This is a genomic window from Streptomyces sp. NPDC002690, assembly GCF_053592415.1.
On the sequence record NZ_JBSFVR010000045.1, the window covers coordinates 18787 to 31958 of the forward strand.

Annotated in this window: 11 protein-coding genes and 1 tRNA gene; 7 read left to right on the forward strand and 5 right to left on the reverse strand. The window is 73.3% G+C overall.

Annotation, left to right across the window (positions count from 1 at the left end; translation table 11 throughout):
* Nucleotides 1-5: 5 nt before the first annotated feature.
* Nucleotides 6-1358, forward strand: a complete 1353-nt coding sequence (locus ACWD3D_RS09215) for an AAA domain-containing protein (protein ID WP_451460290.1) — start codon at nucleotides 6-8, stop codon at nucleotides 1356-1358.
* A gap of 21 nt (nucleotides 1359-1379) precedes the next feature.
* Here ACWD3D_RS09215 and ACWD3D_RS09220 read toward each other — a convergent pair whose 3' ends face one another.
* Both ACWD3D_RS09220 and ACWD3D_RS09225 read right to left on the reverse strand, forming a co-directional pair.
* Nucleotides 1380-1583: a hypothetical protein gene (locus ACWD3D_RS09220; protein WP_451460279.1), complete on the reverse strand. Its 204-nt coding sequence runs from the start codon at nucleotides 1581-1583 to the stop codon at nucleotides 1380-1382.
* A gap of 106 nt (nucleotides 1584-1689) precedes the next feature.
* Nucleotides 1690-3669 carry a protein kinase domain-containing protein gene (locus tag ACWD3D_RS09225; protein ID WP_451460280.1) on the reverse strand — a complete coding sequence of 660 codons (1980 nt, stop codon included), beginning with the start codon at nucleotides 3667-3669 and terminating at the stop codon, nucleotides 1690-1692.
* 95 nt (nucleotides 3670-3764) lie between these two features.
* On the opposite strand from ACWD3D_RS09225, the gene ACWD3D_RS09230 reads away from it, so the two are divergent.
* From ACWD3D_RS09230 to ACWD3D_RS09245, 4 genes are all read left to right on the forward strand, one after another.
* Nucleotides 3765-4358: a TetR/AcrR family transcriptional regulator gene (locus tag ACWD3D_RS09230; RefSeq protein ID WP_451460281.1), complete on the forward strand. Its 594-nt coding sequence runs from the start codon at nucleotides 3765-3767 to the stop codon at nucleotides 4356-4358.
* Nucleotides 4359-4685: 327 nt separating this feature from the next.
* Nucleotides 4686-5027: a hypothetical protein gene (locus tag ACWD3D_RS09235; RefSeq protein ID WP_451460282.1), complete on the forward strand. Its 342-nt coding sequence runs from the start codon at nucleotides 4686-4688 to the stop codon at nucleotides 5025-5027.
* Between the two features lie 201 nt (nucleotides 5028-5228).
* A complete protein-coding gene (locus ACWD3D_RS09240) occupies nucleotides 5229-5909 on the forward strand; it encodes a hypothetical protein (protein WP_451460283.1) in 681 nt (226 codons plus the stop codon).
* A tRNA-Lys gene (locus ACWD3D_RS09245) sits at nucleotides 5900-5973 on the forward strand. Before ACWD3D_RS09240 ends, ACWD3D_RS09245 begins: the two co-directional genes overlap by 10 nt.
* Before the next feature lie 147 nt (nucleotides 5974-6120).
* On the opposite strand, the gene ACWD3D_RS09250 is transcribed toward ACWD3D_RS09245, so the two are convergent.
* Entirely contained in the window at nucleotides 6121-7362 is a 1242-nt protein-coding gene (locus tag ACWD3D_RS09250; RefSeq protein ID WP_451460284.1) for a M6 family metalloprotease domain-containing protein, read from the reverse strand.
* A gap of 553 nt (nucleotides 7363-7915) precedes the next feature.
* Between ACWD3D_RS09250 and ACWD3D_RS09255 the strand changes: the two genes are divergently transcribed.
* Nucleotides 7916-9784 carry a putative bifunctional diguanylate cyclase/phosphodiesterase gene (locus ACWD3D_RS09255; RefSeq protein ID WP_451460285.1) on the forward strand — a complete coding sequence of 623 codons (1869 nt, stop codon included), beginning with the start codon at nucleotides 7916-7918 and terminating at the stop codon, nucleotides 9782-9784.
* A gap of 30 nt (nucleotides 9785-9814) precedes the next feature.
* Here the strand turns inward: ACWD3D_RS09255 and ACWD3D_RS09260 are convergent, their stop codons facing one another.
* The gene (locus tag ACWD3D_RS09260; protein WP_451460286.1) at nucleotides 9815-10957 is read right to left on the reverse strand and encodes an LLM class flavin-dependent oxidoreductase; all 1143 of its coding nucleotides are present in this window, start codon (nucleotides 10955-10957) and stop codon (nucleotides 9815-9817) included.
* 131 nt (nucleotides 10958-11088) lie between these two features.
* A complete protein-coding gene (locus ACWD3D_RS09265; RefSeq protein ID WP_451460287.1) occupies nucleotides 11089-11853 on the reverse strand; it encodes a maleate cis-trans isomerase family protein in 765 nt (254 codons plus the stop codon).
* Between the two features lie 499 nt (nucleotides 11854-12352).
* On the opposite strand from ACWD3D_RS09265, the gene ACWD3D_RS09270 reads away from it, so the two are divergent.
* Complete coding sequence (locus ACWD3D_RS09270; protein WP_451460288.1) at nucleotides 12353-13096, forward strand: IclR family transcriptional regulator; 744 nt, start codon at nucleotides 12353-12355, stop codon at nucleotides 13094-13096.
* Nucleotides 13097-13172 lie beyond the last annotated feature (76 nt).

Here is a 13172-nt window from a genome sequence, read left to right on the forward strand (position 1 = left end):
TGCGCATGGCCGAAAAGCCCGCCGCGACCGGGGCGTTCGACCCGGGCGCGGCGGCGGCGCGGGCCACCGGAGCGATCCTCCACGACACCTTGCACGGCGACGCCCGGGGTGTCGTGGTGAACTCCCCGCCGGGCGCCGGGAAGTCCACCCTCGTGGTCCGCGCGGCACTGGAACTCGTATCCGCCGGGCGCCCGTTGATGGTGATCGCGCAAACCAACGCGCAGGTCGACGATCTGGTGCTGCGGCTCGCGGAGAAGGAGCCGGAGCTGCCGGTGGGGCGGCTGCACAGCAGCGACTCGGACCCGTACGACAAGGCGCTGGACGACCTGGAGAACGTACGCAAGTCCGCGAAGGCGGCCGATCTGGCGGGGCTCGACGTGGTCGTCTCGACGGCCGCGAAGTGGGCGCACGTGAAGAACGTGGAGCCGTGGGAGCACGCGATCGTCGACGAGGCGTACCAGATGCGCTCGGACGCCCTGCTCGCCGTGGCCGGTCTCTTCCGGCGGGCGCTGTTCGTGGGCGACCCCGGGCAGTTGGACCCGTTCTCGATCGTGGGCGCGGACCAGTGGGCGGGGCTGAGCCACGACCCGTCGGCGAGCGCCGTCTCCACCCTGCTGGCGCACAATCCGCGTCTGCCGCAGCACCGGCTGCCGGTCTCCTGGCGGCTGCCGGCCTCGGCCGCGCCCCTGGTGTCGGACGCCTTCTACCCGTACACCCCGTTCCGCAGCGGTACGGACCACGGGGACCGGACGCTGGCGTTCGCCGAGGCCTCGGACGGCTCGGGGCCCGACCGGGTGCTGGACGTGGCGGCGGAGGCCGGCTGGGGGCTGCTGGAGCTGCCCGCCCGGCACACTCCGCGCACCGACCCGGAGGCGGTGCACGCGGTGGCGCTGGTGGTCCGCAGGCTGCTGGACCGGGGCACCACCGCGACCAGCGAGCGCTCGGCGGACCCGGTGCCGGTGACGGCGGACCGGATCGCGGTCGGTACGGCCCACCGCGACCAGGCGTCGGCGGTGCGCGCGGCCCTCGCCGGGCTGGGGGTCACGGGTGTGGCGGTGGACACCGCGAACCGGCTCCAGGGGCGGGAGTTCGACGTCACGGTGGTGCTCCATCCGCTCTCCGGGCGGCCCGACGCCACCGCCTTCCACCTGGAGACGGGCCGGCTCTGCGTGCTCGCCTCCCGCCACCGGCACGCCTGCGTCGTGGTGTGCCGGGCGGGGGTCGCGGACCTGCTGGACGAGCATCCCTCCACGGAGCCGGTACAGCTCGGCGTGGAGGTGAAGTTCCCGGACGGCTGGGAGGCCATGCAGTCCACCTGGGAGCACTGGTCGAAGCACCGGGTGGCCTGGGCTGGTTGACGGACCGGACCGGGTCGTCGGTCAGCTTGCCGTGCTCCGCGCGGCTCGGCGTCGCTGGACGGCACACATGAGCTGCCAGGTGGCGACCACCAGCGCCAGCGACCAGAACGTGAGCGACCACCCCGACTCGTCTCCGGCGAGCCACGACCGCAGGGTGTCGCCGAAGACCACGAGGCAGAGCAGAAAGGTCGACGGCGCCATCGCCGGCCGGAGGCGTTTGATCATGCACGCATGATCGTGAGCCCGTCCTCCCCCTTTCACCACGGTCCGGTGAACACTGCCCGTCGACTCTCCGAACTCACGGCTCCCTTGTTCACCCCCTGCTCACTCCTCAGCTCTGCCGGGTCCAGCGCTGCGAGGCGTCCCCGTCGCAGGCCGCGGTCGACAACCCCGTCCCGAAGGGCAGGTCCAGGCACCCGCCGTCGTAGGTGCTGACCAGGGTGCCGCCCGAACCCGTCCGCCAGAGGCGGCCGATGTCCTGGGCGCAGGAGCCCACGAAGACGGCCTGGCCCGTCCCGTTGGAGTACAGGCACTGCCCGCTCTGCTCGTTGACGAGCTTGAAGCTGCCGTCCGGCCTGCTCAGCACGGTCCACCGGGCGCTCGCGCTCCCGCAGTCCTGGTGGCTCGCCGCCCCGAAGACCTGGGTGACGCAGGTGCCGTCGCCGCCGTTGCGGTAGCGGTACGTACCGGAGGCGGGGGCGGTGGTCGCGCCGCCCCCGGAGGTGCCCGAGGTCGCGGTTCCTCCGGAGGCCGCGGTCCCGCCAGTGGTGCTGGAGCCGCCGGTGGCGCCCGAGGTACTCGACCCTCCGGAGGTTCCGGTGGTGCCCGCTCCCCCGGAGGCGCTCGCCGCGCCGCCGCCCGTTCCGTCCGCGCCGCCCTGGGTGCCGGTGGCCGCGCCGCCCGCCGAGACGGCGGCCTGGGAGCCGTTCCCTCCCCCGTCCTGCTGCTCCTTGCCCTGGCCCGCCGGGCTCTTGCCGCCCGCCGGTTTCGTGGGGGTGGCCGTACCCGAGGGGCTGCCGCCCGCCGTCGAGGGCGCCGGGGTCGAGGGGTCCCGCGAGTCGGACGTCGGACCACCGGCCGGGGGCGCGTCCGCCTCGGCCCTCGGGGAGGAGAAGTACGGCACGTTCTGCACGACCAGCGTGGCGCCTCCCGCGATCACCACCACCGGGACGACGGCGAGCAGCACCCGGGTGCGCCGGCGCCGGGCGGGCCGCCCGGAAGAGGCTGGGCCGCCGGGCGTCGGCGGGGTGCCCGCCCCGGGCTGCGGGCCGGACGGCCCGTCCGGCCCGGGAACGACCACGGCCGGCCCCGGGGCCGGGGTCCGCGGCTCGGGGGCGGGGCTTCGGGGCTCGGGTCCGGGGCCGCCCAGCGGCAGCGTCGGTACGTCGGCCTCCTGCACGTCGGCGGCGAAGGCGGCCCGCTCGGAGAGTCGTACGGTGATGTCGTCCGGCCAGAACGGTGGGGTGAACGGGCCGCGCGGGGCGCGGCGTTCGAGGAGTTCCGTGGCGGTGGGACGGGCCTCGGGGTCCTTGGCCAGACAGGCCGCGACAAGATCGGCGAGCTCGCCGTCCAGCTCGCGCAACTCCCCCAGCTCCGGGGCCTCGTGGACGATGCGGTAGAGGACTCCGTGTCCCGACTCGTCACCGAAGGGGGGCCGTCCGGAGGCCGCGTACGCGAGCAGGGAGCCCAGCGCGAACACATCGGCCGCACCGGTCAACCGACGTACACCCATGGCTTGTTCGGGCGCCATGTAGGCGGGGGTGCCGATGACCATGCCGGTGACCGTCAACTGGCTCTGCTCGGCGGCGCGGGCGACCCCGAAGTCGATGAGAGTGAGGCCGTCGAGAGTCAGCATCACGTTGGACGGCTTGAGGTCCCGGTGCACCATGTCCAGCGCGTGCACCGGGGCGAGAGCGGTCGCCGCCTCCCGTAAGAGCAGCCGGAGCGCGGTGACCGGCAGCGGGCCGCCGTGCAGGTCGAGGGCCTGCCGCAGGGTGAGCCCGGGGACATAGGCCGTGGCGAACCACGGGGGCCGGGCGGTGCGGTCACCGGCGAGCAGCGGCGCGGTGGCCCCGGCGGGCAGCCTTGCCAGGTTGTCGAGTTCGCGCCCGAACCGGCGCAGGAACTCCTCGTCCTCGCCGACCACCGAGGACAGCAGTTGCTTGACGGCGACGTAACGGCCCTCGTGCACCCCGAGGTACACCCGCCCCATGCCGCCGGCCCCGAGCCGGCCCACGAGCGGGATCGGCCCTATTCGTTCCGGGTCGTCCGCCTCCAGCGGATCGGCCCCGCTACCCCTCAACTCCACCACGACAGCCCCGTAGGATGGGAATCAGATTCTAGAAATCTACTCTAGTTCTACGATCGGCTCCCGGGGAGGGTGGCCCGGACCGGAGAAGGACCACGATGAGCCCTAAACAGCAACGCGGCTTGGCCACGGCCGACTTGCTTCTCGACACCGCCCTGCGGGTCTACGCCGACGAGGGCGAGGGGGGCGTCACGGTCCTCGCGGTCACCCGGGCCAGCGGAGTCAGCCTGGGCAGCCTGTACCACCACTTCGGCTCCATCGACGGCCTGCTCGACGCGCTGACGCAACGCTGGCTGGAGCGGATGCTGACCGAACTCGCCGCATCCCTTCGGGGCCCGCGTACGGCGCGTACCGGCATCCGTGCCCTGGTCCGCGCCTACCTGGCATTCGTCCAGGAACACCCCAGCGCCGCCCTGCTCCTGCACTCCGCCAGGGCCGACCGGCGCACCATGGAGCGGGGCAAGGAGCTGCGCGACGCGCAGGAGGCCCGCCTCTCGCCCTTCGCGCGCTGGCTCGACGCCCACGTCGAGTCCGGCGAACTCGCCCCGCTTCCACAGGCGCTGATGGAGTCCCTGGTCCTCGGCCCGGTCGTCGCGGTGGCCCGGCGCTGGCTCTCCGGTATCGACGACGTGGACCTCGACGAGGCGGCACGCGTCCTGCCCGACCGCATCTGGCGGTCCCTGGCGCCCTGACCGGCCCGTCCGCGCCCGCACACCGGCGGGGTACCCGGGGAGCGCGCGGGCCGAACACTTCCGGACGGTGTTTTCCGGCCGGTCGGCCCGGACAGACTTGTCCGGGGCCACCGTGGCGTACGGCACGGCGGCGCACGGCCCGGGACCACGCAGCGTCCGGGGCCACGGCCACGTCCGGCCGCACCGGCACGCCCGCGTCCGCGGAATCATTCGGTGCACCGGACACGTTCGCCACCAGGGGCGGGCGCCCGGCCCCGGACACCGGACTTGCGCCGGGTTGGACAATGGAGGGTGGCCGTCCGGCCTTCCCGAAGGAGGAAAACGCACATGGCTCAAGCCGACCGGAACGCGCAGCCGAGGCTGCGCCCCGCCCCGCTGCTCTTCGAGCCCGCGGAGGCGGCGTCCGACCCCGAGCACTTCTTCCACCTGGAGTCGATGGACGATCCGGCGGAGCTGCTGTCCCGCGCGACCGAGCTGACGCACGCGTTCCGGGCGGCCACCGACCGGAGCATCGAGTTCCAGGCCGTCGCCGCCGCTCAGCTCACCGACCCCCGCCGCTTCGACCGGCTCACCCCCGCCGATGTCGCGGAGCGCGCGGAGTGGACCGAGGACTACGCGGAGAAGATGATCGAATTCGGCCGGTCCCTGCTGAAGTCGCCCCGCCCCTGACCGGGGCACCCGGCCGGGGCACCCGACCCGGGCCGCTGATCGGGCGCACCGACCCGGCCCCTGACATCCACCCCCGGCACGGTCACTCCGGGTACAGCTTCTGGCATATGCCCGCGGGCAAGATACCCGGCAAGGTGTCGTCCTGTCCTGGATTCGACGACTCTCGGCATCGGCCCCGTCACCCCCGGTAGACCTGTCTCCATGACCGCATGGCTGGAAGACGAAACGTCCCTGCAGACCCGCGACCCGCGCTCCGGCGTCGGCACCCTCCCTCCCCTGCGGAGTCAGGCCACGCACCAGCCTGCCGAGGTCACCCTTGCGGGAGCCGTCTGGCTCGCCGGCGCCACCGCGAGCCCGCGCACCACCCTCGCCCGCTGGCAGGCGAGCCCCGCGTCGCCGGGCGTCCTGCCGTGCGGCACCGCGTTCGACGTGGTGAGCGTCCCCTCGCTGTTCGGGCGGCGGATGCTGGAGCGGCTCTGGGCACAGGGTCCGGGCTCGGGCCCCGTCGCCACCCACCGCGGCCGGACCCTGCTCTTCGCGTCCCCCGGGACCGCGCAGCGGCTGCCCTCGCTGCTGGCCTGGGAGGAGTGGGGCACCGGCTCCGCACGCCCGGAGGGCGGCTCGCGCACCCTGCCCCCGGTGCTCTGCCACGGCACCGGCGACGCGGTGACCGTACCGCCGCTGACCTGCGACCCCACCGCCCCGGGACCACAGTGGGTGGTCGCCCCCGACACCCGTACCCCCTGGCTGCCCGGTCCCGACGTGCTGCGCTGGGCCTGTGTGCGGGCCGCCCGGAGCGCGGTCCCCCCGGTGTCCGATTACTCGATTTTTCCTCCGGCCGATCCGGATGCTAATGTCTACGACGTCAGCAGGCGCCGCTAGCTCAGTTGGTTAGAGCAGCTGACTCTTAATCAGCGGGTCCGGGGTTCGAGTCCCTGGCGGCGCACCGACGGAAGAAGCCCCTCGCGGAAGCGGGGGGCTTCTTCGTGTTCCGTGACGGCCTCGCCCGGGCCTTCCCCGCCGGGCCTTCCCCGCCGGGCCTCCCCGCCGGGCCTCCCCCGCCGGGCCTCCCCGCCGGGCCTCTTCGCCGTTCTCACGTGCCGGTGGTGATCCGTACGGTCCAAGAGCCGGACGGGGTGCGGTCGGCGACCTCGATCCGGGTCCGCTCCCCCGGCACGCTGTACGTCTCCCCGACGGAGAGCGGGGCATCCGCCAGCGGCGGGTAGACCGAGCGGTCCCAGCAGGCCTCGGTGTCCGGGTGCGTGTCCAGCACCTCCACGGGGCCGCCTCCGGAAGCCGTACCGCTGCGCACCCGGTAGATCAGCACGCCCTCGGTACAGGTCGCCCGGTCGTTGCCGGTGGCGCCGCGGGCTTCGATGGCCAGGGCGCTGTCCTCGCCGGTCCTGACGACCGCGAGCCGGGTGCCCATGGTGCCGCCGGGGACGGGGGCGGCGGCGACCGGCTCCAGGGTCACGTCGGCGCTGCCCTGGACGCAGACCACCTGCCGGTCGCCGAGCCAGCCCAGCTTCCACTTGTGCCAGGCGAAGAGGTCCGGCGCCAGCCCGAACTGGCTGCCCATGACGTCCCAGTCGCCGACGTAGGTGTCCCAGTCGCCCTTGCCGTCGGCGGGGCGGTGGTAGAGGTCGGCGAGGTCGAAGACGTGCCCGGTCTCGTGGGCGAGGACGTTGCGGTCGGGCGGGTGCTGCTCGAAGACGGTGACCACACGCTTGATGCCCGTGCCGTCGGCGGTGATCGGCCGGTCGAAGTTGACGACCTTGGTGGCGTCGGAGTCGACGCCGGGCGCGTCGGGGTCGGCGACCAGGTAGACGATGTCGTACGCCGAGAAGTCGATCCGCGGGTCCGCGGCCTTGATCGCGTCACGCAGGTAGGAGGTCCGCCTCCCCGAGTCCCAGTCCCGCTCTATGCCGTACCAGGTGGACGGGTGCGGCATCCGCACCCAGTGCTTGAAGGGGTGCGCGCCGAGGGTGAAGGTGCCGTAACTGGCCCGCTCGAAGAACGTGGTCGTCGACGGGAAGTAGTCGGCGGTGAGCAGGTCGGGCGGGACGACCGGGTCGGCGTCCGGGAAGGACAGGAAGATCATGACCGCGTCGAGGCGGCGGACGGGACGCGGATAGGCGCCGTTCCAGCTGTCCAGCCCCAGCGAGTGGTGGGCCGGGGTACGGGGCAGCGCGCACGGTTTCACGCCCGTGTGGGCGGCGGCGGCCGGGCCGGCGACGAGCGACATCGCGGCCAGCGCCAGGAGAGCGGTCAGCGCCGCCGCCACCGCGCGCGGGCTCGGCTTCTCCACTCCCCCGGGCCCGTGCTGACGCGGCACATCTACCTCCGGGTGGAAACGCGGAACACCTCGCTCCACCCTGTGTCCGATCACCGCTCCCCGCCCGCTGGGCTGCCCCACACGGGTCAGCACCCGGATCGGGGCGCGCCGGGCCGGTCGCACCCGGGCCGGTGACGTACCAGCGCCGGTGACGTACCCATGCCGGTGACGTGCGGTCCCACCCACACCGGTGACCTACCAGCCGGAGGCCCACGATCACGTAACGTCACATACGGTCATTCACTTCTCGGAATCCGACAGTCCGATGACGCTCGGGAACGCAGTCGTACAGAAGGGAACAGCAGCGGGCAAAGCGGGATACCGCGCGGAGCGATGCCCGAACCTTGCGGAGGGCCGCGGGCGACGCCGGCGCGTCCGCCCGGTACGGACCGGCGGACGGCGGACGGGCGGGCCGGGCTGGTAGCGCCGGCACCCCACCCTCTATGCTTCCTCACGTTTTCCCGCGTGGTTCGCGCTCCCGGCCCGGGGCGCTCCACCCGGTGGCCCGTCCGGCCACACCTGTTCACGACAATCTGCACAGCGGGAGCGAACGGTGAGCGGAACCTCCGAAGGGCGCAGGCCCCCGGCAGGCACATCCCCCGGAGCGACCCCGGCGGTGGACACGGAGAGTCACCTCGTGGAGACCGTTCTGCTCGACTACCGGTCCGCTTTCCGCAGCGCGACCTTCGCCATGGCGGTCGTGGACGGCTCGGGGGCGATCGTCCACGCCAACGAGACGCTCGCCCGGATGGCGGGCACCGGTACCACCGACCTCGCCGGGCTGCCCGTCGCCGGACTCGTCGGTCTCACCCCCGACGACCACGCCTGGCGCGCCTGGCGCGAGGTACTGCGCGGGCGGCGTTCCCGGTTCCGCTGCACCCGCCGGCTCAAGCACCGCGACGGCCGGCCGCTCTGGGCGGAGATCACCGTGGTGCCGATGGCCGACCCGGCGGCGGGAGCCCCGGGCCGGGCGCTGCTGACGGTGGCCGACATCAGCGACCGCCACGAACTCCAGCAGCGGCTGCGTCACCTCCAGATGCACGACGCGGTGACCCGACTGCCCAACCGGACCCTCTTCTTCGAGCGGCTCTCGGCCGCGCTGGAGCTGTCGCCGTCCCAGGACAGTTCGCTGCTGCCGCGCCCCGGCCGGATCGGGCTCTGCTATCTCGACCTGGACGGCTTCAAGGCCGTCAACGACACCTTGGGGCACCGGGCGGGCGACCGGCTGCTCGCGGCCGTGGCCGGACGGCTGAGCGATGTCGCCGGGAGCGATCCGTGCCACCGCGACGGCAGTCACTTCGTGGCGCGGCTCGGGGGCGACGAGTTCGCGGTGCTGGTCGAGGAGTCGCAGGGCACCCAGCAGCTGCTGGACCTGGCGGACGCGCTGCTCACGGCGGTGCAGCAGCCGTTCGACCTGGCCGGGCAGCGGCTTTCGGTGTCCGCCTCGATCGGGGTGGTCGAGCGCGCCTCCGCCGGTACGTCGCCCACCGGGCTGATGCAGGCCGCCGACACCACGCTCTACTGGGCGAAGGCGGACGGCAGGGCCCGCTGGACCCTTTTCGACCCCGAGCGCAACGCCCACCGGATGACCCGGCAGGCGCTCTCCTCGACGCTCAGGCCGGCCGTCGACCGGGGCGAGTTCGCCCTGGAGTACCAGCCGCTGGTCGGCATGGCGGACGGGGTGGTGCGGGGCGTCGAGGCGCTGGTGCGGTGGAACCATCCGCAGTTCGGGGTGCTCGGCCCGAACCGTTTCGTCTCCATCGCCGAGGAGGACGGTTCGATCGTGCGACTGGGCCGCTGGGTGCTGCGTACGGCCTGCCGCCAGGCCCGGCGCTGGCAGCTGGACCATCCGGACGGGCCGGCGCTGTTCGTCAGCGTCAACGTCGCCGTGCGGCAGGTCTGGGACTCGGACCTGGTCGCGGAGGTCGGGGACGTCCTCGCCGAGACGGGCCTGGACCCCGGGCTGCTGCAACTGGAGCTGACCGAGTCCGCCGTCATGGGTTCGGCGGGCCGCCCGCTGCGGGCCCTCCAGGCGCTGAGCGACATGGGCGTACGGATCGCCATCGACGACTTCGGCACCGGCTACTCCAACCTCGCCTACCTGAGTCGGCTTCCCGTCTCCGTGCTCAAGCTGGACGGTTCCTTCGTCCGCGGCTTCCGGTACGACGACGGCGGCAGGCACCCGAGCCCGGCCGACGAGACGATCGTCCAGGCGCTGGTGGAGCTGGCGCACCGGCTGGGGCTCACCGTGACGGCGGAGTGCGTGGAGACGGCGGAGCAGGCCGAGCGGCTGCGCCGGATCGGCTGCGACACCGGGCAGGGATGGCTCTACTCACGGGCGGTGGCGCCGGAGCGGATCGCCGAGCTGATCGCCGCGGGCGGGACGACCGCTCCGGATGCCGCCGCTCCCGGTGCCCCGTGACCGTCACGGGGCACCGGGAGGCCGTGCGGCTCAGAGCGTGGGCAGGCCGTACGCGTCGGCGATGAGTTCGTAGCTGCGCAGCCGGGCCTCGCCGCCGTGCGCGTTCGCGGTGATCATCAGCTCGTCGGCGCCGGTCCGCTTGGCCAGGTCGTCCAGGCCCGCGCGGACCTGCTCGGACGTGCCGTACACGATGTTGCCGAGCCACTCGTCCACGAAGTCGCTCTCCAGCGGCCCGAAGGTGTGCGCCGCGGCCTCCTCGGGAGTCGGCACCAGGCCCGGGCGGCCGGTGCGCAGCCGCAGCATGCTGAGCGCCCCGGTGAGCACCTGGCGGCGGGCCTCGGCCTCGGTGTCGGCCGCGAGAGCGGCGGCGCCGATCAGGGCGTACGGGGCGTCGAGCACGGCGGAGGGCTGGAAGGACTCCCGGTACAGGTCCAGAGCCGGAATGGTGTTCCGGGCCGAGAAGTGGTGCGCGAAGGCGAAGGGCAGCCCCAGGATGCCGGCCAGCCGGGCGGAGAAGCCGGAGGAGCCGAGGAGCCAGATCGGCGGCCGGGCCGGCGACTGCACCCCGCCGTCCGAGGTGGCCTGCACCGGGCCGGGCACCGCGTGGATGCGGGAGTAGGGGTGGCCGTCCGGGAAGTCGTCGTCCAGGAAGCGGGTCAGCTCGGCGAGCTGCTGCGGGAAGTCGTCGGCGCCCTCGCCCAGCCGCTCGGTCCTGCGCAGCGCGGCGGCGGTGGCGCCGTCCGTACCGGGGGCACGGCCGAGGCCGAGGTCGACGCGGCCGGGGGCCATCGCCTCCAGGGTGCCGAACTGCTCCGCGATGACGAGCGGGGCGTGGTTGGGCAGCATCACGCCGCCCGAGCCGAGCCGGATGCGGTCGGTGTGGGCGGCGAGGTGCGCCAGGATCACGGCCGGCGAGGACGAGGCGACACCGGGCATCGAGTGGTGCTCGGCGACCCAGTAGCGGTGGAATCCGCGCCGCTCGGCCAGCTTCACGATGTCCACGCTGGTGCGGAGCGCCTCGCTCGCGGTACTGCCCTTGCCCACGGTCACCAGATCGAGCACCGACAGGGGTACGGGGGCGGTCCCGCCCGCCGTGCCCCTGACGGTGTCGACCCGGTGGTCCGCGGCGTTGCCGCCGTCGTCGCGGATCTCGTCGCCTCGGTTCTCGTCCACGTGTCGCTCTCCCGGTGCCACTGGTCATACGTATGCGTATCGAACCCGTGCAACAGGAGGGCGGCTCCGCTTATTCCGCCGCGGTGGGTGCGCGGCCGGGAGCACGGGACGTCGTCCCGGTGCTCCGGGCGTCATTCGCGGACTTCGAGTCCGCGCGGTTCGACGGTGCCCAGCGGGGGCTCGCGGGTGGCGAAGAGGGCACCGAGCGCGGGGGCCCAGATGCGGCGGTCGGCGAGCCGCAGCCCTTCCCAGACGGTGACCGGGTTGGCCGCGAGGACCGGCTTGCCGAGGAGTTCCTCCAGCTCGGTGACGTGTGCCGCCGTGTGCAGGGCGGTGTCCGGGAGGAGCACCGCCTCCGCGTCCGGGTGGTCGCCGGCGATGGCGAGTTCGCGGGTGAGGTCCCAGTCCCAGCCGGCCACCTCGGCCCCGGTGATGATCCCGCTGCCCCGGGTGGCGACCACGTCGATGCCGGCGGCCGTCAGGAAGTCGCTGAACAGGGCGGCGACCTCGTCCGGGTAGGTGGCGGCGACCGCGACCCGCCGGACTCCGAGTTCCGCCACGGCGTGCACGAAGGCGAAGGACGTACTGGAGGCGGGGAGCCCGGCCGAGCGCGCCAGCGCGGAGATCTGCGCCTGGGCGCCCTCCCGGCCGAGTACGAAGCTGCCGCCCGTGCAGGCCCACACCAGGGATTCGGCGCCGGCCAGCCGGAGCTCTTCCACACCGGCGTCCAGCCGCTCGGCGGAGCCCAGCTCGCGCAGGGCCCGCACATGGCGGACGTCGTCGCCGATCCCGGTGCGGAACAGGGGCAGTCTGATGTCGCTGTCCAGCGTGATCTCGATCCGCGGGAAGTCGTCCTCGGCGCATTCGCCCGGGTAGAGAAGTCCGACGGTCGTCATGTCCACCCTTCCTTTTCACCCGGACCGGTGGTCCGGGAACAGGGGCGGGCCGTGCACGGGTGCGACCGGCCTCGCGGTCACCCCTGTCTCTTCCTCTCCTACCAGTGTTCCCGACATCGGCCGTCGCACCCACCCGGACCGTACGGGGGGCCGGTCTGCCGCCTCCCCCGCCGGGCGGCGGCACCGGCAGGGGAGGAATCCGGCCCGCGGGGCCCGGAAGTCGGTGCTGATGTTCGACGCGGGACAGATGGTCGAATCAGCGTGGCCGAAAAAATCTTGGCGTCCTCACAGGAATTCCCCCGGCATGTGGACACCCGCGCACCGCCGTGACCTGGCATTTGCCAAACCGGTCAATGCCTTTGGCATATGCCTCTCGGATGCGTCCCAGCCCAGGACGGCACAGACGGGGCAAGAAGTGGTCAACAGCCCTGCCGTGGGCACTTCTTGGCCACTATCGTGGACGCACAGCTTTGCGGTCGGACCTTGGGCAGGGAGCACCGTGACATTGCGACCGGAACCAACAGCACCGTTCCACGCGGTGCAGCACGCCTTCCGCGTGCTCGAAACGGTCTCCCACCACGGTGACGGAGTGACCGAGGCGCAGATCGCGCGGGAGACCGGACTGCCGTCCGCCCGGCTCACCTCCCTGCTGCTGACGCTGCGCCGCGAGGGATACGTCGAGCAGATCGCGGACGGCGCCTACGTCCTCGGGGCCTCGCTGCTCCTCCTCGGCTCGGGCCCCACCCGGCGCCTCGCCCTGGAGGAGCGGCTCCAGCGCGTCCTGGCGCAGCTGCGCGACACGGTCGGCGCGGCGGTCTACGTCAGCCGCTACGTCGACGGCGAGGTCACGGTGGTCCAGGTGATCGACGGCCCGCTCACCCCCGCGGTCAGCGAGTGGGTCGACTTCCGCTCGGCGGCGCACGCCAGCGCGGTCGGCAAATGCCTGCTGGCCCAGCTGGACACGGACGCCCGGCGCGACCACATCGCGCGCCACCGGACGGCCCGGCTCACCTCCAGGACCATCACGGACGAGAAGGTGCTGCTGGCCACGCTCGACCACCACCCCGCGACGGTCCCGATGCTGGATCTCCAGGAGTACGCGGTGGGTACGGTCTGCGCGGCGGTCCCCCTGACGGCGGGCGGTTCGGCGGGGTGCCTTGCGCTGTCGCTCCCGGTCGGCGACACCTACCGGCTGCGCGAAGCGGCCGAGCTGCTCAACCAGCATCTACCGGGCCACCGGTGACGCCACCTATCTCGCCAAGGCCGAGCAGTACTACGACGGCCTCTCCACCGAGCCGCAGACCACCACCCGCTCCTAC

What these genes read in the sequence shown, in the direction of transcription:
- ACWD3D_RS09215 (WP_451460290.1), top strand. Translation starts at nt 6, where the DNA reads ATGGCCGAAAAGCCCGCCGCGACCGGGGCGTTCGACCCGGGCGCGGCG.
- ACWD3D_RS09235 (WP_451460282.1), top strand. Translation starts at nt 4,686, where the DNA reads ATGGCTCAAGCCGACCGGAACGCGCAGCCGAGGCTGCGCCCCGCCCCG.
- ACWD3D_RS09230 (WP_451460281.1), top strand. Translation starts at nt 3,765, where the DNA reads ATGAGCCCTAAACAGCAACGCGGCTTGGCCACGGCCGACTTGCTTCTC.
- ACWD3D_RS09220 (WP_451460279.1), bottom strand. Translation starts at nt 1,583, where the DNA reads ATGATCAAACGCCTCCGGCCGGCGATGGCGCCGTCGACCTTTCTGCTC.
- ACWD3D_RS09240 (WP_451460283.1), top strand. Translation starts at nt 5,229, where the DNA reads ATGACCGCATGGCTGGAAGACGAAACGTCCCTGCAGACCCGCGACCCG.
- ACWD3D_RS09265 (WP_451460287.1), bottom strand. Translation starts at nt 11,853, where the DNA reads ATGACGACCGTCGGACTTCTCTACCCGGGCGAATGCGCCGAGGACGAC.